This window comes from Cupriavidus necator (assembly GCF_013141915.1).
In the GTDB taxonomy this organism is placed as follows: Bacteria; Pseudomonadota; Gammaproteobacteria; order Burkholderiales; family Burkholderiaceae; genus Cupriavidus; species Cupriavidus necator_B.
Genome location: NZ_SROX01000001.1, coordinates 344,471 through 366,140 on the forward strand (window position 1 = coordinate 344,471; position 21,670 = coordinate 366,140).

The window sequence follows — 21,670 nt, forward strand, 5'->3', positions numbered from 1 at the left end:
CAAATCACATCGGGGTCGACAAAATGGGGCCTTCGCTGCAACCGGCAGCCGAACCCACCAATCCAGAACCAGGAGTGAACTGATGCTGCAATCCCGCGAAGGCCAACGCGTTCCCAATGTCGCTTTCCGTGTGCGTGAAGACAACGAGTGGAAGACCGTCACCACCGGCGAACTGTTTGACGGCAAGACCGTAGTCGTGTTCTCGCTGCCCGGCGCGTTCACCCCGACCTGTTCCTCGACCCACCTGCCGCGCTACAACGAACTGGCGCCGGTCTTCGCCCGGCACGGCGTAGACGACATCCTGTGCGTGTCGGTGAACGACACCTTCGTGATGAACGAATGGGCCAAGGACCAGGAATCCGAGAACATCACCATGATTCCCGATGGCAACGGGGAATTCACCGCAGGCATGGGCATGCTGGTGGACAAGGCCGACCTGGGCTTCGGCAAGCGCAGCTGGCGCTATGCCATGCTGGTCAAGGACGGCGTGGTGCAGAAGATGTTCATCGAGCCGGAAGAGCCGGGCGACCCGTTCAAGGTGTCCGATGCCGACACCATGCTGGCCCACATCGCTCCGGACGCGCGCAAGCCTGACCAAGTGGTGGTGTTTTCCAAGGTCGGTTGCTCGTTCTGCGCCAAGGCCAAGCAACTGCTCGACGAAAACGGCTTCGACTATATCGACGTGCCGCTCGACAACAAGGTGCGCGGCAAGGTGCTGGGCGCGGTGTCGGGCGAGATGACCGCACCGCAGGTCTTTATCAACGGCAAGCTGATCGGCGGCGCCGAGGCGCTGCAGCAGTACCTGGCCAAGTAAGCCGTTTCCCGCTTTTGCCCCCAACCCCGGGGCCGGCAGTCGCCGGACCCGATGGCGCCGCCTTGCCCGCGATGACGCGCAGGGCGGCGCCATCCAGCCCGCTGATTGACCTCAGTCCGACGCTTCAGAAAACCAAGGAACCGACCGCCATGACCACTATCCAGACCGATGTCGCCGTGATCGGCGCAGGCACCGCCGGCCTTGCCGCCTACCGTGCCGCGATTGCCGCCGGCAAGCGCGCCGTGATCATCGAAGGCGGCCCCTATGGCACCACCTGTGCCCGCGTGGGCTGCATGCCTTCCAAGCTGCTGATCGCCGCCGCCGAGGCTGCGCATGAACTGCGCCACACCGCGCCGTTCGGCGTGCATGTCGACGGCCAGATCCGCATCGACGGCCGCGAGGTGATGGCGCGCGTGCGCAGCGAGCGTGACCGCTTTGTCGGCTTCGTGGTGCGCGGCGTGGAGAACATTGCGCAGGCGGACCGCATTCGCGGCTATGCCCGCTTTATCGATACCACTACGCTGGAAGTGGACGGGCACACCACGGTGCGCGCCAGCCGCGTGGTCATCGCCACCGGTTCCACGCCGGTGCTGCCGGCGCCGTTCCAGGTGTTCGGCGACCGCCTGATCGTCAATGACGATGTGTTCTCGTGGCAGGACCTGCCCGGCAGCGTGGTGGTGTTCGGCCCCGGCGTGATCGGGCTGGAGCTGGGCCAGGCGCTGTCGCGGCTGGGCGTGAGGGTGCGCGTGTTCGGCGTCAGCGGCTCGCTCGGGCCGCTGACCGACCCGGTGATTCGCGCCCATGCCGCCAGCACCTTCAATCAGGAGTTCTATCTCGATCCGGACGCCAAGGTGACCGGCATGGCGCGCGATGGCGAGCACGTGGTGGTGACCTACCTCGACCGCGAAGGCCGTTGCGTGACCGAGCGCTTTGATTACGCGCTGGCCGCTACCGGCCGCGCGCCCAATGTGCGCGGCCTCGGCCTGGAGAACACCGGCCTGGCGCTGGATGCGCGCGGCGTGCCGTTGTTCGACGCACAGACCCTGCAGTGCGGCAATGCGCCGGTGTTTATCGCGGGCGATGCCAACAACATCCTGCCACTGCTGCATGAGGCCGCCGACGAAGGCAAGGCCGCCGGCGAGAACGCCGCCAGCTATCCGCAGGTGCAGTCGCTGGCGCGCCGCGCGCCGATCGCGGTGGTGTTCACGGATCCGCAGATCGCGATGGTCGGCCAGCGCCATGCCGACCTGGTCGCCCGCGGCGAAGACACCTTCGTGACCGGCGCGGTCAGCTTTGAAGACCAGGGCCGCAGCCGCGTGATGCTGAAGAACCGGGGCCTGATGCACGTGTATGCCGACCGGGCCACGGGCCGCTTCCTGGGCGCCGAATGGACCGGCCCGCGTGCCGAGAATATTGCCCACCTGCTGGCCTGGTCGTACCAGCAGGGCCTGACCATCGCGCAGATGCTGACCATGCCGTTCTACCATCCGGTGGTGGAGGAAGGCCTGCGCACCGCGCTGCGCGATGCGGCCGCGAGGCTTGAAGGCTGAATGCGCGCGGTTTGCTAGACAGGTCTGTCTGTCATAGTATCGAAGCACTGGGCCGGGCGGCGCGATGCGTTTCCCGGCCGCACCCGTTATCCCAACACCTGTCACATGGCCACGCCTTCTGCCCGCGACCGCATCCTCGACACTGCCGCCCGCCTGTTCTACCAGGAGGGCTACCGCGCCACCGGCATCGACCGGATCATTGCCGAATCCGGCGTGGCCAAGATGTCGCTCTATCGGCATTTCGCCTCCAAGAACGCGCTCATCGCAGCGTTCCTCGCGCGCCGGCATGAAGAGTGGATGGCGTGGTTCCGCCAGGATGTGGAGGCCCGCCTGGCTGATCGGCCCCGCCTGGACGTGATCGCCGACACTCTGGCCGACTGGTTTGGGCGCGACTTCCGCGGCTGCGCCTTCATCAACGTGGTGGCCGAGGCGGGCGGCGACGCCGAGGCGCAGCAGCAGGCGGCGGCCCACAAGGCCGAACTGGAAGCTTTCGTTGCCGACATCGCCGCGCGCCTGGGTCTGGAGCCGCCGCAAGCGGTGGCAGCGGAGGCGATGCTGTGCATCGAGGGCATGATCGTGCGCTACCAGATGCAGCCGGATAGCGCGGTGATCGAGGCAGGCCGGCGCCTGCTGGGCCGGCTTCAGGACAACGGGTCGGCTCGGCCCGCCTAGCGCCGGGGCAGCGTCCGGCGCACGGTCGCATAGTCGCGCAGCGCCATTACGCGGAAAACCCGTCCCAGCTCCAACAACCGCCCTAAATTTTTTAGCTAAATGTATCGGTTCGGACACATTGAGGCTACAATTCTGATGTAATCACGAATCATTCGTATTCGCAATCAAAATTTTCCACTTGTGATGCCCTTTGCGGCATCACTATCTTCCGACCCTGAGTGATGCCTCTGCACCCGAACCCGCGGGCGAAGCGACGCTTTGCCTGCTCCGCGCTTGTCACCCCGTGCCGTCTTTCCCTGACCACCCTTGTGCTGAGCCTGCAGGCCGGCGGCGCGTCAGCGCAGTCAGGCCCAGCCCTCACGCCCGCCGCGCCCGCCGCGACGGCCACCGCCGCGGAGTTGCCGGCGGTCACGGTGCGCGCGACCAGCGAAGACGAAACTGCCAACGGCCCCGTCCATGGCTTTGTGGCGAAGCGCAGTGCCACCGCCACCAAGACGGACACGCCGGTGATGGAGACGCCGCAGTCGATCACCGTGATCACGCGCGACCGCATGGAAGCGCAGGGTGCGCAGACCGTGCAGCAGGCCATCGGCTATAGCGCCGGGGTCTACGCCGGCCCCTTCGGCAATGACGCGCGCGGGGACTGGGGCAAGTTCCGCGGCACTGACTTCACGCAGTATCGCGATGGCTTGCTGAACCAGGTCGGCTTCTACAACAACGTGCGCCCCGACGTGTACGCCCTCGAGCGCATCGATGTGCTGCGCGGGCCGTCGTCGATGCTGTTCGGGCAGGGCGCGGTCGGCGGCATCCTGAACCTGGTCAGCAAGCGCCCGCAAGCGGAAGCGGCGCGCGAGATCGGCGTGCAGTTCGGCAACTACCACCGCAAGCAGGTGCAGGCCGACCTGACGGGCCCGCTCGATGCGGAGGGCAAATGGCTGTACCGCCTGGTTGCGCTGGCGCGCGACAGCGACACGCAGGTGGATTACGTGCAGGACAACCGCTATCTGCTGGCGCCTTCGCTGACATGGCGGCCGAGCCAGGACACCTCGCTGACGCTGCTGGCCAACTTCCAGCGCGATGTGAGCGGGACCTCGGTCGGCTTCTTCCCGTGGCGCGGCACGCTGTATCCGAACCCGGGCGGACAGATTCTCGACCACCTGTTCATCAGCGAACCGGGCTTTGACCGCTACACCGCGGAGCAGCAGTCGGTCGGCTACGAGTTCCAGCACAAGTTCAACGACACCGTGACGGTGCGACAGAACCTGCGCTACTCGCACAGTTCGGTGGACTACCGCAGCATCTATGCGAGATTCAACGATGCCAATCGAGGCTGGGTGCCGGGCAGCAACACGCTGATGAACCGCACGGTCTACGTGAACCAGCCGACCTTGAACTCGTTTGCCGTCGACACGCAGGCGCAGACCAACTTCCGCACCGGCCCGCTCCAGCACACGCTGCTGACCGGCGTGGATTACCAGCACGCGGAAATTACAGGGAACACCGGCGTGGGCGGCTCCGCCGCGCCGCTCGATGTGTTCAACCCGGTCTACGGCAATTTCACGGCGCCCGGCACGCGCGCCCTGAATCCCGCCACGCAGGCGCAAACCGGCCTGTATGTGCAGGACCAGCTGGCCTGGAACCAGTGGCTGCTGATGCTGGGGCTGCGCTATGACTGGTCGCGCGCCGCGCAGGACAACACGCCTTCGGCCAGCCGCGACGACAGCGAGCTGACCAAGCGCGCCGGCCTGATGTACCGTTCCGACATCGGCCTGAATCCGTATGTCAGCTACTCCGAGTCGTTCCAGGGGCTGGCCGGGTTCAACAAGGCCAACCAGGCCTTCAAGCCGCTGCGGGGCTCGCAGTGGGAGGCGGGGATCAAGTACCAGCCGCCGGGCAAGAATGCTACGCTGACCATCGCGGCGTTCGACATGCGCGAGAAGAACCGCAAGACCGCTGGCGTGGTAAACGGCATACCGGACTCGGTGCAGGTGGGCGAAGCGCGCACGCGTGGCATCGAGGTCGAGGCCTTGGCGTCGCTGACGAACCGGCTGGACCTGATTGCCACCTACACCTACCTGGATGCGCGCGTGACCGACGGCACCGCCGCCGAAGTCGGCAAGAAGCTGGCGAGCACGCCGTCGAACATGGCGTCGCTGTGGGCCAACTATCGCTTCAAGCTGTTCGGGATGCCGGGCTTCGTGGCGGGCGGCGGGCTGCGCTATATCGGTCCCAGCTATGACGGCGCCGACCAGAACCAGGTGGGCGGCGTGACGCTGTACGACGCGATGATCGCCTATGACCACGGCCCGCTGCGGGTCGCGCTGAATGCCAACAACCTGTTCGACAAGCAGTTCCTGACCACCTGCCTCGCGCGTGGCGACTGCTACTTCGGCGCGCGCCGCACGGTGGTGGGCAGCGTCACGTATCGCTTCTGAGCAGCATCGGCATGGCAAGGAGCGCGCAGGCCCTGCCTGCCGTCGCGCACGCCGCGCTAATCCGCGTCGGGAATGGGCGCTCCCTGCACTTTGGGCGCCGGCTCGGTCTGCATGGCGTCTGGCGGCAACAGCCTCAGGAAGGTGCGCGCGACCTCGGCATCCCGGCACGTCAGCCAGTCGTCCCACTGCGCGCGCGGCACGATCACCACGGAGCGCTTCTCGTCCCCCGGCTTGTGGAAGCGCTGCATCAGCGGATGCTGTGCCGAACTGACGGTCAGCATGGTGAACGACAACGCCTGGTCGGGCCAGCCGCGCCACAGGCCGGCAATGCCGAAGGCCGGCTCGCCGGGCAGCCAGATGCGCCAGCGCACCGGCTTGCCCGGCGAGCTGCCTGGCGACGCACCATCCGCCGCACTGTCAGGGTACGCAAATTCATAGAACGCCGTTGCCGGGATCAGGCAGAGCTGGCCCTGGCGCCAGTAGCGCGCAAAGGCGGCGCGCTCGCCCACGGTTTCGCTGCGGGCGTTGGTGGTGTCATAGCGCCGTGTGCCCGGTGGAATGCGCTGGCGCGGCACCATGCCGAATGAGGCCAGCTCGGCGCTGCGCGCACCGTCGTCGCTGGCGCGCACGATCGGTGCGACGTAGTCGGGGTAGGTCTCGGCCTTGTACACGCCCGCTGGCGGCTCGACGCCGAAGATTTCACGCAGGATGCGGCGCTGGACCGGGGCATAGTTGGTGCACATGCGCTGTCTCTCGAAGGTGATGCCCATATCGTGTGGGGCCGGCGGCGCCGCGTCAAGGCCGCTTCGACCCCCTTCAAGCCGCATGGCAGGGATGGCAAAAACCGTCAGCCGCGCTGGCGGAAACGGTTATTGCCGGATGGCGGCGCCGTGGCGCACACTCTTGCGGCAGCCGATGCGCGCCACCGCGCACCGGCCACCGACTACAAGGCACCAGCCAGATTCAGGAGACACCATGCGCGACTACGCCCAAGCTTTCGACGGATTTTCCTATGACGACGCCGTGGCACGGCAACTGCACGGCAGCCTGGCGGCGCTCAACGCCTGCGTCGAATGCTGCGACCGGCACGCGCAGCCCGGCCGGATTGCGCTGAACTGGGAAGGACGCAATGGCGACGCGCGCAGCTGGACCTTTGCCGAGCTGCAGGCGCTTTCGGCGCAGTTCGCAGGCTTCCTGGCGGCACAAGGCGTGCAGCCCGGGGACCGCGTCGCGGGTTTGCTGCCGCGCAACGCGGAACTGCTGGTGACGATCCTTGGCACCTGGCGCGCCGGAGCCGTGTACCAGCCACTGTTTACCGCCTTCGGGCCCAAGGCCATCGAACACCGGCTCAATGCGTCGGGTGCGAAGGTGGTGGTGACCGATACCGCCAACCGGCCCAAGCTGGACGAGGTGGCCGGCTGTCCCGCCATCGTCACGGTGACCGGCACCCAGGGCAGCGCCGAGTCACACGTTCTGAACGCGGGCGACTTCAGCTTCTGGGCCGAGCTGGCGCACCAGCCGGCGTCGTTCGCGCCGGTGATGCGGCGCGGCGACGACCCCTTTCTGATGATGTTTACCTCCGGCACTACCGGCCCGGCCAAGCCGCTGCTGGTGCCGCTCAAGGCGATTGCCGCGTTTGCCGGCTATATGCGCGACGCGGTCGATCTGCGCGATGACGACGCATTCTGGAACCTGGCCGATCCGGGCTGGGCCTACGGCCTGTACTACGCCGTCACCGGCCCGCTGTCGCTGGGCCATGCCACCACCTTCTACGACGGCCCCTTCAACGTAGACAGCACCTGCCGCGTGATCCGCAAGTACGGCATTACCAACCTGGCCGGCTCGCCTACCGCCTACCGGCTGCTGATCGCCGCGGGCGCGGCCGTGTCCGGCCCGCTGCGCGGGCAACTGCGCGCCGTCAGCAGCGCCGGCGAGCCGCTTAACCCGGAAGTGATCCGCTGGTTCGCCAGCGAGCTGGGTGTCACCATCCACGACCACTATGGCCAAACCGAGCTGGGCATGGTGCTGTGCAATCACCACGCCCTGTCCCATCCGGTGCGCATGGGCGCGGCCGGCTTTGCCAGCCCGGGGCACCGCGTGGTGGTGGTCGACGATGCGCTGCGCGAGCTGCCGCCCGGCCAGCCGGGCACACTGGCACTGGACCTGAAGCGCTCGCCGATGTGCTGGTTCGGCGGCTATCACGGCACGCCCACCAGCGCCTTTGCCGGCGATTACTACCTGACCGGCGATTCCGCCGAACTGAACGAGGACGGGAGCATCAGCTTTATCGGCCGCGCCGACGACGTCATCACCACGTCCGGCTACCGCGTTGGGCCGTTCGACGTGGAAAGCGCGTTGATCGAGCATCCCGCAGTGGTCGAGGCCGCGGTGATCGGCAAGCCCGACCCGGAGCGCACCGAACTGATCAAGGCCTTCGTGGTGCTGGACCCGCACCACCAGGGCTCGCCCGAACTGGCCGAGACGCTGCGCCTGCACGTGCGCCAGCGCCTGGCCGCCCACGCCTACCCGCGCGAGATCGAGTTCGTCGCCGAACTGCCCAAGACCCCCAGCGGCAAGGTCCAGCGCTTTATCCTGCGCAATCAGGAAGTGGCCCGGGCGCGCGAAGCGGCCGGCGCCTGAGCCGGTGCGCGCCGGGCCCGCGGCGGACCGCTTCCTATAATGAGGAAGCGGTTGCCGGGTCCCGGGGGTGAAGGAGGCCGCGGCGCCGCTCCCGCGCGCCTGCAGGCAGGGGCGCGCATCCTCCATCTCCAGACCAACCGGCGAGGCGACAACATGCAGAGTAGCGAAGCGGTGCTGACGCAGGCGCGCGCAGCCCTGGCCCATGTGCCCTATCAGGGCCATGTCCTCCATCCCACCATCCAGTTGCGGCTCTCCGACGGGGCGCTGATCCTGGAAGGCGAGGTGGCCGATATCGTCGACAAGACCCGAGCCGCGGCGACGCTGCGGCGCGTGGACGGCGTCACCAGCGTGATCGACCACCTGCGCGTGGCCGACGGCGGCGCGCCGGTGGGCGACGGCGAACTGCGCGACGCCGTGTGCGAGCGGCTGCTTAATGCCGTCGAATTCCACAATTGCAAGATCTGCGCGCGCGTCAAGGGCAAGCCAGAGGCCATGCGCGAACCGGTGAGCGATCGCAACGGCTGGATCGAAGTCGCGGTCCAGGACGGCGTGGTGACGCTGTGGGGGCAGGTGATCAGCCTCTCGCACATGCGCCTGGCCGGCGTGCTGGCGTGGTGGTCGGGCGGCTGCCGCTGCGTGGTCAACGAACTGGTGGTGGCCCCCGCCGAGGCTGATCGCGACGATGAAATCACCGAGGCCCTGATGCTGGTGCTGGAGACCGACCCCTTCGTCGATGCCGGGCAGGTCAGCGCGCATACCCACGACCGCGTGGTAACGCTGGAGGGCTGTGTCAGCAGCGAGGGCACGCGCCGTCAGGCCGAGCGCGATGCGTGGTACGTGCAGGGCGTGGAGGACGTGGTCAACCACATCACGCTGCGCCCCTGAGCGCGGGCAGGCGGCGGGCTATCGGTGCGCACCGCGCTGCGCGGCGGCGTCTTCCATGCGCCAGTAGCGCCGCCGCGCCCGCAGCGCAAAGCGGGCGCGGTAGTCCGACATCGACATGCCCGTGGCGCGCTGGAACAGCCGGCGGAACGCGGCGGCGTCGCTGTAGCCGCACGCCTCGGCAATGGCATGGGTACCGTGCAGCGTCACTTCCAGCAGCATGCGGGCGCGCTCCACGCGCAGCGTGTGCAGGTAGTCCAGCGGCGTGTTGCCGGTGACCTGGCGGAAATGCCGCAGCAGCGTGCGTTCGCTGACCGCCGCCGCCTGCGCCACGGCGGCCAGCCGGTAGGGCTTGGACACATGGTCGCGCAGCCATTGGATGGCGCGGTAGACCGGGCTGTCGGCGGTGCGGTCGAGCCAGCGTTGCGATACCAGCGCCGGCACGCTGCGCTGGCGTTCGGGCTGGAACAGCATCAGCCGCGACGCAGCCTGCGCCAGGTCGGGGTCGTGCAGATGGCCCAGCACGCGCAGCATGAATTCCACCTGCAGCGCGGGCGCCACGCAGGAAAACACTTGCCCGTGCAGGCTCATGGCCGCGTCGCTGCCGAAGTCGCAATGCGGGTACTGGCGCGCCATCCAGCTCTGGAACATCCATGGCGCCCCCACGCTGGCGCCATTCAGCAGACCCAGCTGCAGCGGCAGCACCATGCCCGACGCACACGCGGCGATCCAGCCGCCCGCGCGCGCGTGGCGCTCCACCAGGCGCAGCGCCGCGGCATCGCGCAACGCCAGCTCGCCCAGTTGCGGCGCATTGCTGGCCAGCAGCGCGGGAATCACCAGCAGCGTGCGGCTGCCCGGCGCACGCGCACGCCGCGTCGAGGACACCAGCCCGGGCAGTTCCGTGGCCAGCGTGCGGCCGTTGGCGCGGCACAGTTGCCAACTCAGTGTCGGGGCGGCGTCGGGGCGCTGCAGGCTGGCCACGCCGGCCACCGTGCGCAGCACGTCGAGCGTGGTGAAGAGGCTGCCGGGCATGGCTTGCGGCAGCCACAGCAGGCGCACATGCAGCGGGACGTTCTGTGACGATGGCGCGATGGAAGCGGTGGGGGCTGGCATGCCTTGGGGCGGTTCGAATGGTTGGAGGTGGCCGGGGCCGCGGCACGCCGTGGCGGGATCGGCATCCGGATTGGCGATATTGAACCTCCCCATAGTTACTGGCAAGGACTAGCATCTTGCCGTTGTGCCGCGGCGAACGGCTAGGCCCGCGGCACTGCCAACAAGACCATACCGAGGAGATTCCATGCCGTTTTCCGTTCGCCACGTTGCCGTTGCTGCTGCCCTGACGCTTGCCGGGGCCGGCACCCTTGCCAGCGCCGCGCAGCCAGACGCCGCGCTGCTGTCCGCCGCGCAGGCGGCCCAGCCCAAGGTAGTGCAGTCGCTCAAGGAGATGGTGTCGATCGAATCCGGCAGCGCCAATGCCACCGGGCTGGCGCAGATGGCCAGCTACACCGAGAAGCGCCTGCAGGCGCTGGGCGCAAAGGTCGAGCGCCTGCCCGTGAACAAGGGCCCGGGCACCATGGTCAAGGCCACCTTCACCGGCACCGGCAAGCGCCGCGTCATGCTGATTGCCCACCTGGATACCGTGTATCCCGACAACACGCTGGCGACGCAGCCGATCCGCCAGGAAGGCAACCGGCTCTATGGTCCGGGCATCGCCGACGACAAGGGCGGCATCGCCGTGATCCTGCATTCGCTTGAGATCCTGAAGCAGCAGGGTTGGCGCGACTACGCGCAGATCACGGTGCTGTTCAATCCGGACGAGGAAGTCGGCTCGGTCGGTTCCGGTGAAACCATCGCCACGCTGGCCGCGCAGCATGACGTGGTGCTGTCATGCGAGCCCACCGCGGCCAAGGATGTGGTCAAGGCCGAGGCGCTGCTGCTGGGCGCCTCCGGCACCGCCACCGCCACCATGCAGGTCAAGGGCCGCGCCGCCCACGCCGGCGCCGCACCGGAACGCGGCCGCAATGCGCTGCTCGAACTCGCCCACCAGTTGCAGCAGACGCGCGACACGGCCAGCCAGGTGCCAGGCTCGCAATTGAATTGGACCCAGGCACAGGCCGGCATGGTGCGCAACCAGATCCCGGAAAGCGCGGTCGCCTACGGCGACGTGCGCACCACGGCAGCCGGTGCCGCCGAGAAGCTGAAGGCGGCGCTGCAGGACAAGGTCAAGTCCAGCCAGTTGGTGCCGGACACGCAGACCACGGTGACGATGGAAGAGGGCCGCCCGCCGTTCGTGGCCGACGCGCGCGGCCGCGCCCTCGCCAGGCGCGCGCAGGAAATCTATGCCGAACTGGACGGCCGCACGCTGGCGCTGGCCGAAGGCACCGGCGGCGCCACCGACGCCGGCTATGCCGCCCGCTCGGGCAAGCCCGCAGTGGTCGAGAGCTTCGGCCTGGCGGGCTTCGGCTATCACGCGCGCGACGAGTATGTCGAACTGGATTCGATCGTGCCGCGCCTGTACCTGATGACGCGCATGCTGCAGGATATCGGCCGGAATTGAGCGGTCGCGACTGAGCGTCCGCATCCGGGCTTTCCCCATATCCGCCAAAGGCCCTCTGCGGCCCTGCTACAGTGTCATGGCCGCCACCGCAGGCGGCCATGACAAAAGAGATTCTGGGGAGACAGCAGATGAATCGCAAAGGCCTGGTCGATGCCGCCACGGCGCTGGAAGACCTGGCGGCGGGCAACACGCCGGCGCCCGCGCAGGTGGCGGCGGGCGCCGCCGCACTGGAGAAGATCCATGCCGATTTCCCGGCCTGGCGCGACGTGGGCGATGCGCTGTTCGGCCTGAAGGCTCTGGCCGGCGGCAGCGGCATGGCGCTCGACGCGAAGGGTCGCCAGCGCGCCGGCCGGCTGGCCGACGTGGTGCGCAGCCTGATCGACCAGATCTGAGCGGCCGCGCGCCTACAGCATCGATTCGATCGGCAGGATCGACAGGAACCAGATGCCAAGCCGGCGCCACCAGCTGGTATTCGGCTCGGTGTCATGGCGGATGATTTCGTCGCCGCGCCGTTCCAGCCAGTACAGCTGGCCGGTTTCGTCCAGCCTGACCTGGTAGGCCGCGCGCGGGACCACGCTGGCAAAGGTGGATTCGATCCGGCCCGCCAGCGCCGGGCTGTCGATGATGAAGCCCAGTTCAGTGTTGAGCTTGGCCGAGCGCGGATCGAAGTTGAACGACCCCACGAAGACCCGGCTGCCGTCGACCGCGAAGGTCTTGGCGTGCAGGCTGGAGCCTGAACTGCCGAACGGTCCGGCGCGCTCTTCCTTCTTGTGGGGCGTGGCTGAGCGCCGCAGTTCGTACAGGTCCACGCCGGCCTCGAGCAAGGCCTTGCGCCGCTTGGCATAGCCCGAATGCACGGCGGCCACGTCGGTGGCCTCCAGCGCATTGGTCAGCACGCGTACCGCGACGCCGCGCCTGGCCATGTCGGCGAAATAGGAGGTGCCGCCGGTCGACGGTACAAAGTAGGGCGAGACCAGGTCGAGCTCTCGCTGCGGCTCGCCCAGGATTTCGCGCAGCTGGTGCGCCACCAGCGTGCTGCGCGAGGCTTCGCCCAGCGCCTTGCCGGGATTGTCGCTGACCATGCGCGTGGCGGCCCACTGGAACTGCAGCGTGCCGTCCAGCATTCGCTGCACGTCAGGCAGTTCGCGCACTGCCGCCAGGTAGGCCGCCGCGGCCGGGTTGCGCTCAACCGCGCGGGCATGGCCCACCAGCGCCTGCAGCCGTTCCGCGCTCACCGGTGGCACCAGCCGGTCGACCGGATAGGCCGAGGCGCTGGACCAGTAGCGGTCGAAGTCCTGCGCGACGTCGCCCGCCGCAGGGCCGACGGCAATCACGTCAAGGTCGGCAAACAGCACGCCGTCGGTGGCGCCGAAGTATTCGTCGCCGACATTGCGCCCCCCGATGATGGTGGCAACGCCGTCGGCGGTGAACGATTTGTTGTGCATGCGCCGGTTCAGGCGGCGGAAATCCGTCAGGAAATTGAGCGCCTTGGGGTGGCGGATCACGAACGGATTGAAGATCCGCACTTCGACATGCGGGTGCGCGTCGATCGCGGCCAGCCGTTCGTCCATGCCGGCAATGCCGTTGTCGTCGAGCAGCAGGCGCACGCGCACGCCGCGCTCGGCCGCTTCATGCAAGGCTTCCAGCAGCAGCGTGCCGGTCAGGTCGTCGCGCCAGATGTAGTACTGCACGTCGAGCGTGCGCTGCGCGGTGCGCGCCAGCTGCACGCGCGCGGCAAAGGCGGCGTAGGCGTTTTCCAGCGGATGGATGCCGCTCAGCCCCGGGTGGCGCGCCACTTCGCCGGCGAGCGCCTGGCCCAGCCGCGTGGCCTGGGCGTCGGCCGTCGTCAGGGCAAAGGATTCGGTGCGATGATCCAGGGTGGGCAGGGCGCAGCCGCCGAGCAGGGCGGCGCAGCACAGCATCAGCGAACTGGCACGCAGGCGGCGGTGTGGGGCGAACGCGGCGTCTGACGGCAATGGCATGGGATCCGGGCGGCGCCGTGGCGGGGCCCCGTGGTTGCGGCAATGCTGCCATGTTGCCATGCCGCGCCGCGGGCGTCGCGATTCGCGCAGGCCGGCGCCAAAGCCCACCGGCCCTGCGCGCGGAAGTCAGGACGCCGCCACCACGCCGCAGGCAATGCGGCCGCCGGCATTGCCGGTGGGCTGCGTCTTGTAATCGTCCGGATCCTTGTGCACCACCACCGCCCGGCCGATCACGCTGTTGGCGCCGGTGCCCACCGACAGCGACGGCAGCAGCATGCTGACGCGCACGTTGCCGTTGGCATCGGCGGTGACGTTGTTCATGTCGCCGGCATGGTGGTCGGGCATGGTCATTTGCCCATGCGGCTGGCCAGTCGGGTTGAAATGGCCGCCGGCGCTCATTGCGTCGGGCGCGGAACAGTCGCCCTTTTCATGGACGTGGAAGCCGTGAACCGAATTGGGCGGCAGCCCGGTAATCGCTGCAGTCATCATCACGCCGCCCGGCTGCTGCTGGAAGGTCACGGTGCCGGCGGTGTTGGCGCCGCTCTTGGGCTGCAGCGTGGCCGAGGCACGGGCGCCGCTGCTGGCGCCGGTGGCGGACGGCTGGGCTGTCGACGACGAGGGCATGCCGGAGCCGGCGCAGCCGGCCAGTGCAACGGTTGCGGCAATGCAGGCCGCCAGGGAGGGAAGCACTTGTTTCATCGGAATCCTCTTCTTGTCGTGATTTCGGATGAAACAGTATAGGTCGGCGCCCGCCGAACCGATTTCCGGTTTTGTCCTACATGCGGCCCGGGATACGCGCCGCTGGCGGTTCGCGCCAGCGCACGGTTTCCGTTCAGGCCGCTACGGCCAGCGGCTGCCGTGCCGCACCAAAATGCGGATGGCGCGAGAACAGCTCCGCGGCCCAGTTCACAAACACCCGCACCTTGGCCGACAGGTGGCGGTTCTGCGGATACATTGCCGAGATCGGCAGTTCGTCGGTCTGCCAGTCGGTGAGGATTTCCACCAGCCGGCCACTGGCCACGTAAGGCTCGGCCATGGCGCGCGAGATGCGGGCGATGCCGTGGCCTTCGAGCGCGCAGCCCAAGTAGACATCGGCGTCGTTGGTGGAAATGGCGGACGGCAGCAGCACTTCGCTGCGCTCCATGCCGCGGGCCAGCGGCCAGGGCATTTCGCGGCCGTTGCGGTTGGACAGGAAATTGACCGCCTTGTGCTGCGCCAGCTCGGCCAGGTCGCGCGGCGTGCCGTTGCGGTTTAGATAGATCGGCGAGGCGTAAAACGCCAGCTGCACGTGGCCGATGCGGCGGGCCACCATGGCTTCGTCCAGCGGAATGCCGACGCGCAGCACCACGTCGACGCCTTCCTGCAGCAGGTCGATCGGCTTGCCGTTGATGGTCAGTTCCAGCTTCAGGTCCGGATAGGCCTGGAAGAATTCATGCAGGTGTGGCACCAGCACCAGCTGCGCCAGCCCGGCGGTGGTATCGACCGAGAGCGTGCCGCGCGGTGAATTGTTCTGGCGCGTCAGCGACTGCTCGGCCTCCTCGACATCGGCCAGGATGCGCACGCAACGCTCGTAGTATGCGGCGCCGTCGTTGGTCACGCTGATGCGGCGCGTGGTCCGGTGCAGCAGCTTCACGCCGAGGTGGGTTTCCAGGTTCTGGATCAGGCGGGTCAGCGTGGCCTTGGGCAAGTCCATCGACTCGGCGGCACGCGCAAAGCTGCCGACGTCGACGACCCGGGTGAATGCCTGCATTGATACGAGACGGTCCATGATGAGTTCCGACGATAGATCCGAACGGCGTGCCGCCCGCGCTCGTGGCGCTCGCGGCCTGTCTTGTTGTTGTGAGGGGGAGTCTGCCGGCTGCTGGCACGGGATGCGCGCTGGCTGGGCGCGATGCCGGCGTGGGTTTCAGTCAGGTGTCCGGCGCCGCGGGGAGGTGTGCCGACTGGCCGGGCGCGCAACGGCCTGGCCAAACCGCCGCGCGTGCCGAGAGCGGGAGTGAATCACAAAAACCAAGACCTTGTCATGCGTGGGGGCTTCGGTTTGCAGACACATGACAGGCCGGTTTGCGATTATTCCAATCGCGGAACAGTGCATTGGCGATCTCTCGCTTTATCCCATCCTCGTCAATCACCATAATCCGTTGCATCGCAACACTCAAGCGCATTGTCTTTGCCGTGCGCCAACGCCATGTCACAGAAGCCAGGCCAACGCTCCGCAGCCGCCAGCGCCGCCACTGCCCCCACGGCAGCCGGGCCGGGACAGGCGCGCGTGGCCGAGCACACGGTGACCAGCGATGGGCGCGAGATCCTGGTACGGGTGTGCTACCCGCCGGGCTACCCCGCCAGCCACGCGGCGGCGGGTGCCGACAGCGCCGCGCTGCTGCCCTGGCTGGTGTACCTGCATGCCGGCGGCTTCGTCGACGGCAACCTGGAGCACGCCTGCCAGTTGGTGCAGGGGCTGGCCACCACGGTGCCCGCGGTGGTGGTGACGCCGGCCTACTCGCTGGCGCCGGACCACCCGTTCCCGGCAGCGCCCGAGGATGCGCACAGCACGGTGCAATGGGTGCTGCGCAATGCCCGGCGCCTGAAGCTGGACAAGACCCGCTTTGCGCTGGTGGGCGAAGAAGCCGGCGGCAACCTGGCGATCGCGCTGGCGCAGATGCTGCGTGACCGCGGCACCGCCCAGCCGCGCGGCCAGTGGTTGATCCGCCCGGTGACCGACCCGTGCCTGCAGCATGCCTCCTGCGCGGGCTTTGACGGCGGCACGGTGCCAATGGAAACGCTGCGCCGGCTGGCCGACAACTATCGCGACTACCTGCCGACGCCGGCCGATACGGTGCATCCGTATGCCGCCCCGGCACTGGCCTCGCGCCTGGCCGGGCTGCCGCCCACGCTGGTGCAGGTGGCGGAATACGACGCGCTGCGTGCCGAAGGCGAAGCCTTCGCCGGGCGCCTGAGCAAGGCCGGCGTGCCGGCCCAGGCCATGATCATGCCCGGCGCCTGCGGCGACGGCGTGGAAGAGACCCATGACGGCTGTCAGGCATGGGTCGACGAAGGGGCGCGGTTCCTGCGGCGATGTCTGGCCGTGGCCGACGCTACCTCACCCTGACTGAACGCCGCGCTGGCGCCAACGCCAGCCGGCCTGGAGCCAAGCCCGCCGGCTGAGCCGCTCCAGACCACCGCCAGCCGGCTCTGTTTCGGCCAGAGCCAGGATCGCAACGCGCGCCGTCATGCGCATGCGGTCCCAAGTCCGACCATCAGTTTGACCATGGTTCCGATCCGCTCGCGCGGACCGGCAGGCGGCGTTCGGCCATTTGCTTTTCCGGTTGAAGAAAACCCGATCCAGGAGTTTGAGAAATGCAGCAGCAGAAACGACGTACCCTGATTGCCCTCGCCATCGTCGTGGTGCTAGGTGCCGGCGTGGCCGGTTCGATCCTGCGCCCGTGGCACAGCGGCGAAGCCCACGCCAACACGCCGCCGCCCGCACCCGCCATCGAAGTGGCCGCGGTGGTGGGGCAGACCATTACCGAGTGGGACGAATTCTCCGGCCGCCTGGAAGCGGTGGACCGGGTGGAAATCCGCCCGCGCGTCGGCGGCACCATCGACGCCGTGCACTTCCGCGAAGGCGCGCTGGTGAAGAAGGGCGATCCGCTCTTCACCATCGACCCGCGTCCTTATGCCGCGGAAGTGGCCCGCGCCGAAGCCGCGCTGGCGGCGGCGCAAGTGCGCGCGGGGCACGCCAAGAGCGAAGGCGAACGCGCGCAGCGCCTGCTGGATGACAACGCCATCTCGCGGCGCGAGTTCGACGAACGCATCCACGCCGCGCGTGAGACCAGCGCCAACGTGCGCGCCGCGCAGGCGCAGCTGGAAACCGCGCGCCTGAACCTGGCCTACACCCGCATTACCGCGCCGGTGTCCGGCCGCGTCTCGCGCGCCGAGATCACGGTGGGCAACCTGGTGGCGCCCGGCGTGGCGACGCCGCCGCTGACCACAGTGGTGTCGGTGTCGCCGATCTACGCGAGCTTCGAGATCGACGAGCAGAGCTACCTGCGCTACACCGCTCCCGGCGCCGGCGGCGGGCAGGCCAACCTGCCGGTCTTCCTGGGCCTGGCCAATGAAGACGGCCATCCGCACCAGGGCAAGATCCAGTCGGTCGACAACCGGCTCGATACCCGCAGCGGCACCATCCGCGTGCGAGCGGTGTTCGACAACGACGACGGCCGCCTGCTGCCGGGCCTGTACGCCAAGGTCAAGATGGGCGGCGGCGCGCCGCATGCGGCGGTGCTGGTCAATGACCGCGCGGTCGGCACCGACCAGGGCAAGAAGTTCGTGCTGGTGGTCGACAAGGCCAACAAGCTGGTCTACCGCGAGGTGGAACTGGGACCCAACCACGACGGCCTGCGCGTGATCCGCAAGGGCGTGAAGCCGGGCGAGAACATCGTGGTCAATGGCCTGCAGCGCGTGCGGCCGGGTGACACGGTGCAGCCCAAGGTGGTGGCCATGGCGTTCCGCACCGAACTGGAACCGCGCGGCACCGCGCCCGACCGCAAGCAGGCCGCGAGCGAGAAGGGTGAGGTGGACGCGAAGCCGGTGAGTTGAATGCCGTGAAAGCTTGCCGAGGGTTTGCGCCCCTCTCCCGCTTGCGGGAGAGGGGCAGTGGGTGAGGACAGGAGCGTCCAACGCTGAGGCCAGTGGGTTTAAACCGTTGGCTTCGCTGGTCCTGGCTCCTGGCTGAACCACCCCTCACCCCGGCCCTCTTCCCATGAGGGGAGAGGGAGTACAAGGCCCAGACAAGCTCGGGCGGCTTTGGCGCATCCAAAACCAAAACCGTCGGCTTGCTTGATGTGGTGCCTTGCCAGCGCCCCTAGTTTGTATCGCCCCCGGTTGTTGATGGTGCCCGCCACAAGCGGGCCGCCAGGGGGGCGCTTTTAGCAGAGACCAAGATGAATCTCTCAAAATTCTTTATCGACCGCCCTATCTTCGCGGGGGTGCTGTCGGTGCTGATCTTCCTGATCGGTGCCATCTCGATGTTCAAGCTGCCGATCTCGGAGTACCCGGAAGTGGTGCCGCCTTCGGTGGTGGTGCGCGCGCAGTATCCGGGCGCCAATCCCAAGGTGATCGCCGAGACCGTGGCGTCGCCGCTGGAAGAGCAGATCAACGGCGTCGAGGACATGCTGTACATGTCGTCGCAGTCCAACAGCGACGGCCTGCTCACGCTGACCGTGACCTTCAAGCTGGGCACCGACCCGGACAAGGCCCAGCAACTGGTGCAGAACCGCGTCTCGCAGGCAGAGCCGCGCCTGCCCGAGGACGTGCGCCGCCTGGGCATCACCACGGTCAAGAGCTCGCCGGACCTGACCATGGTGGTCCACCTGGTCTCGCCCAACGACCGCTATGACATGACCTACCTGCGCAACTACGCGGTGATCAACGTCAAGGACCGGCTGGCGCGCCTGCAGGGCGTAGGCCAGGTGCAGCTGTTCGGCTCGGGCGACTACGCCATGCGCGTGTGGCTCAACCCCGAGAAGATGGCCGAACGCCAGCTCGCCACCAGCGACGTGATCAAGGCCATCCGCGAGCAGAACGTGCAGGTCGCGGCCGGCGTGATCGGCCAGTCGCCGTCGCTGCCAGGGGCTGACCTGCAGTTGTCGGTCAATGCGCAGGGCCGCCTGAGCACGGTGGAAGAATTCGGCGATATCGTCGTGCGCACCTCCGCCGACGGTGCCGTCACGTACCTGAAGGACGTGGCCCGCATCGAGCTGGGCGCCTCGGAATACGCGCTGCGCTCGCTGCTGGACAACAAGCCAGCGGTGGCCATCCCCATCTTCCAGGCGCCGGGCTCCAACGCCATCCAGATTTCGGATGACGTGCGCAAGACCATGGAAGAGCTGAAGCAGAACTTCCCGGACGGCATCGACTACAGCATCGTCTACGACCCCACGCAGTTCGTGCGGCACTCGATCGAGGCGGTCACGCACACGCTGTTCGAGGCGATTGCGCTGGTGGTGCTGGTGGTGATCCTGTTCCTGCAGACCTGGCGCGCGTCGATCATCCCGCTGCTGGCGGTGCCGGTGTCGATCGTCGGTACCTTCGGGCTGATGCATGCGTTCGGCTTCTCGATCAATGCGCTGTCGCTGTTCGGGCTGGTGCTGGCGATCGGCATCGTGGTCGACGACGCGATCGTGGTGGTCGAGAACGTCGAGCGCAACATCGAGGAAGGGCTGACGCCGAAGGAGGCCACCTACAAGGCCATGCGCGAGGTCAGCGGCCCCATCATCGCGATCGCGCTGACGCTGATCGCCGTGTTCGTGCCGCTGGCTTTCATGACCGGCCTGACCGGGCAGTTCTACAAGCAGTTCGCGCTGACCATCTCGATCTCTACCATCATCTCGGCGTTCAACTCGCTGACGCTGTCGCCGGCACTTTCGGCGCTGCTGCTCAGGAGCCACGATGCGCCCAAGGACTGGCTGTCGCGCTGGATGGACCGCGTCTTCGGCGGCTTCTTCAAGGGCTTCAACCGGTTCTTCGGCCGCAGCGCCGAGAGCTATGGCCGCGGCGTGAAGGGCGTGATCCGCCGCAAGGGCTCGGTGTTCGGCGTCTACGCGGTGATGCTGGCGCTGACCTGGGGCGTGTTCCAGCTGGTGCCCAAGGGTTTCGTGCCGGCGCAGGACAAGCAGTACCTGGTGAGCTTCGCCAAGCTGCCTGACGGTGCCACGCTGGACCGGACCGAAGACGTGATCCGCAAGATGAGCGACATTGCGCTCAAGCATCCGGGCGTGGAATCGGCCGTCGCCTTCCCGGGCCTGTCGATCAATGGCTTCACCAACAGCCCGAGCGCCGGCATCGTGTTCGCCACGCTCAAGCCGTTCGAGGACCGCAAGAGCGCAGAACTCGGGGGCGCAGCCATTGCCGCCGACCTGAACCAGAAGTACGCCGCGATCCAGGATGCGTTTATCGCGGTGTTCCCGCCGCCGCCCGTGCAGGGCCTGGGTACCATCGGCGGGTTCAAGCTGATGATCGAGGACCGCGCCGCGCTGGGGTATGACGCGCTGTTCGAGGCCACCAACGCGTTCGCCAACAAGGCGCGCGCAACGCCCGAGCTGACCGGCATCTTCAGCAACTACCAGGTCAACGTGCCGCAGCTCGACGTCAAGCTGGACCGCGTCAAGGCCAAGCAGCTGGGGGTGCCGGTGACGGAGGTGTTCGACACGCTGCAGACCTACCTGGGCTCTGCGTACGTCAACGACTTCAACAAGTTCGGCCGGACCTACCAGGTCAAGGTGCAGGCCGACGCGCCGTTCCGCGCCCATGCCGAGGACATCCTGCAACTGAAGACGCGCAACGCCGCCGGCGACATGGTGCCGCTGTCGTCGCTGGTGCAGGTCAAGCAAGGCTTCGGTCCGGACAGCGTGGTGCGCTACAACGGCTTCACCGCCGCCGACATGAACGGCGGGCCGGCGCCCGGCTTCTCGTCGGGCCAGGCACAGGCCGCGGCCGAGCGCATTGCCGCCGAGACGCTGCCCAAGGGCATGAAGTTTGAATGGACCGAGCTGACCTACCAGGACATCCTGGCCGGCAATGCGGGGGTGTGGATCTTCCCGCTGTGCGTGCTGCTGGTGTTCCTGGTGCTGGCGGCCCAGTACGAGAGCCTGACGCTGCCGCTGGCGGTGATCCTGATCGTGCCGATGAGCCTGCTGGCGGCCATGACCGGGGTATGGCTCACGCGTGGCGACAACAACATCTTCACGCAAATCGGCTTCATCGTGCTGGTGGGCTTGTCAGCGAAGAACGCGATCCTGATCGTCGAGTTCGCGCGCGAGCTCGAGCATCACGGCCGCACCGTGGTGCAGGCCGCAATCGAAGCCAGCCGCCTGCGCCTGCGCCCGATCCTGATGACCTCGTTCGCGTTCATCATGGGCGTGGTGCCGCTGGTGATCTCCACCGGTGCCGGCGCCGAGATGCGCCATGCGATGGGCGTGGCGGTGTTCGCCGGCATGCTGGGCGTGACCTTCTTCGGGCTGTTCCTGACGCCGGTGTTCTATGTGGCGCTGCGGTTGTTTGCCACGCGCGGCCAGCGCCGCGCGGCCGCGCAAGAACAAGGCGCGCACTTGACTGCATCGGCTGAATAATGGTGATCA

16 protein-coding genes are annotated in these 21,670 nt (G+C 67.8%); 11 read left to right on the forward strand and 5 right to left on the reverse strand.

Annotation, left to right across the window (positions count from 1 at the left end; all coding sequences use genetic code 11):
• Positions 1 to 82 precede the first annotated feature (82 nt).
• The 4 genes from E5S69_RS01635 (at position 83) to E5S69_RS01650 (ending at position 5,471) form a co-directional block, all read left to right on the forward strand.
• Positions 83 to 814, forward strand: coding sequence for a glutathione peroxidase (locus E5S69_RS01635; protein WP_171513270.1), 732 nt, complete (start codon positions 83 to 85; stop codon positions 812 to 814).
• A 149-nt stretch (positions 815 to 963) separates the two neighbouring features.
• Entirely contained in the window at positions 964 to 2,364 is a 1,401-nt protein-coding gene (locus tag E5S69_RS01640; RefSeq protein ID WP_171513271.1) for a dihydrolipoyl dehydrogenase, read from the forward strand.
• Positions 2,365 to 2,469: 105 nt separating this feature from the next.
• On the forward strand, positions 2,470 to 3,036 hold the full coding sequence (locus E5S69_RS01645; protein WP_171513272.1) for a TetR/AcrR family transcriptional regulator: 567 nt from the start codon (positions 2,470 to 2,472) through the stop codon (positions 3,034 to 3,036).
• Between the two features lie 221 nt (positions 3,037 to 3,257).
• Positions 3,258 to 5,471, forward strand: coding sequence for a TonB-dependent siderophore receptor (locus E5S69_RS01650; RefSeq protein ID WP_171513273.1), 2,214 nt, complete (start codon positions 3,258 to 3,260; stop codon positions 5,469 to 5,471).
• 56 nt (positions 5,472 to 5,527) lie between these two features.
• Here E5S69_RS01650 and E5S69_RS01655 read toward each other — a convergent pair whose 3' ends face one another.
• Positions 5,528 to 6,214: an SOS response-associated peptidase gene (locus E5S69_RS01655; protein ID WP_171513274.1), complete on the reverse strand. Its 687-nt coding sequence runs from the start codon at positions 6,212 to 6,214 to the stop codon at positions 5,528 to 5,530.
• Positions 6,215 to 6,446: 232 nt separating this feature from the next.
• Here E5S69_RS01655 and E5S69_RS01660 point away from each other — a divergent pair, with 232 nt between their 5' ends.
• Both E5S69_RS01660 and E5S69_RS01665 read left to right on the forward strand, forming a co-directional pair.
• Entirely contained in the window at positions 6,447 to 8,111 is a 1,665-nt protein-coding gene (locus tag E5S69_RS01660) for an AMP-binding protein (RefSeq protein ID WP_171513275.1), read from the forward strand.
• Positions 8,112 to 8,264: 153 nt separating this feature from the next.
• Positions 8,265 to 8,996, forward strand: a complete 732-nt coding sequence (locus E5S69_RS01665; protein ID WP_171513276.1) for a BON domain-containing protein — start codon at positions 8,265 to 8,267, stop codon at positions 8,994 to 8,996.
• Positions 8,997 to 9,014: 18 nt separating this feature from the next.
• Here the strand turns inward: E5S69_RS01665 and E5S69_RS01670 are convergent, their stop codons facing one another.
• The gene (locus E5S69_RS01670) at positions 9,015 to 10,106 is read right to left on the reverse strand and encodes a GlxA family transcriptional regulator (protein ID WP_171513277.1); all 1,092 of its coding nucleotides are present in this window, start codon (positions 10,104 to 10,106) and stop codon (positions 9,015 to 9,017) included.
• A gap of 184 nt (positions 10,107 to 10,290) precedes the next feature.
• Between E5S69_RS01670 and E5S69_RS01675 the strand changes: the two genes are divergently transcribed.
• Together E5S69_RS01675 and E5S69_RS01680 are read left to right on the forward strand one after the other, a co-directional pair.
• Entirely contained in the window at positions 10,291 to 11,550 is a 1,260-nt protein-coding gene (locus E5S69_RS01675; protein ID WP_171513278.1) for a M20/M25/M40 family metallo-hydrolase, read from the forward strand.
• A 128-nt stretch (positions 11,551 to 11,678) separates the two neighbouring features.
• The gene (locus tag E5S69_RS01680; RefSeq protein ID WP_171513279.1) at positions 11,679 to 11,942 is read left to right on the forward strand and encodes a hypothetical protein; all 264 of its coding nucleotides are present in this window, start codon (positions 11,679 to 11,681) and stop codon (positions 11,940 to 11,942) included.
• A gap of 12 nt (positions 11,943 to 11,954) precedes the next feature.
• Here E5S69_RS01680 and E5S69_RS01685 read toward each other — a convergent pair whose 3' ends face one another.
• The 3 genes from E5S69_RS01685 to E5S69_RS01695 form a co-directional block, all read right to left on the reverse strand.
• Positions 11,955 to 13,532 (reverse strand): phospholipase D family protein, encoded by a 1,578-nt coding sequence (locus tag E5S69_RS01685; protein ID WP_171513280.1) that lies wholly within the window; start codon positions 13,530 to 13,532, stop codon positions 11,955 to 11,957.
• A gap of 126 nt (positions 13,533 to 13,658) precedes the next feature.
• On the reverse strand, positions 13,659 to 14,231 hold the full coding sequence (locus E5S69_RS01690; RefSeq protein WP_171513281.1) for a superoxide dismutase family protein: 573 nt from the start codon (positions 14,229 to 14,231) through the stop codon (positions 13,659 to 13,661).
• Between the two features lie 133 nt (positions 14,232 to 14,364).
• Positions 14,365 to 15,300, reverse strand: a complete 936-nt coding sequence (locus E5S69_RS01695; protein WP_171513282.1) for a LysR family transcriptional regulator — start codon at positions 15,298 to 15,300, stop codon at positions 14,365 to 14,367.
• A 420-nt stretch (positions 15,301 to 15,720) separates the two neighbouring features.
• Here E5S69_RS01695 and E5S69_RS01700 point away from each other — a divergent pair, with 420 nt between their 5' ends.
• The 3 genes from E5S69_RS01700 (at position 15,721) to E5S69_RS01710 (ending at position 21,661) form a co-directional block, all read left to right on the forward strand.
• Positions 15,721 to 16,641, forward strand: coding sequence for an alpha/beta hydrolase (locus tag E5S69_RS01700; RefSeq protein ID WP_171513283.1), 921 nt, complete (start codon positions 15,721 to 15,723; stop codon positions 16,639 to 16,641).
• A 248-nt stretch (positions 16,642 to 16,889) separates the two neighbouring features.
• Entirely contained in the window at positions 16,890 to 18,131 is a 1,242-nt protein-coding gene (locus tag E5S69_RS01705) for an efflux RND transporter periplasmic adaptor subunit (RefSeq protein ID WP_171513284.1), read from the forward strand.
• Positions 18,132 to 18,475: 344 nt separating this feature from the next.
• Positions 18,476 to 21,661, forward strand: a complete 3,186-nt coding sequence (locus tag E5S69_RS01710; protein WP_171513285.1) for an efflux RND transporter permease subunit — start codon at positions 18,476 to 18,478, stop codon at positions 21,659 to 21,661.
• Positions 21,662 to 21,670 lie beyond the last annotated feature (9 nt).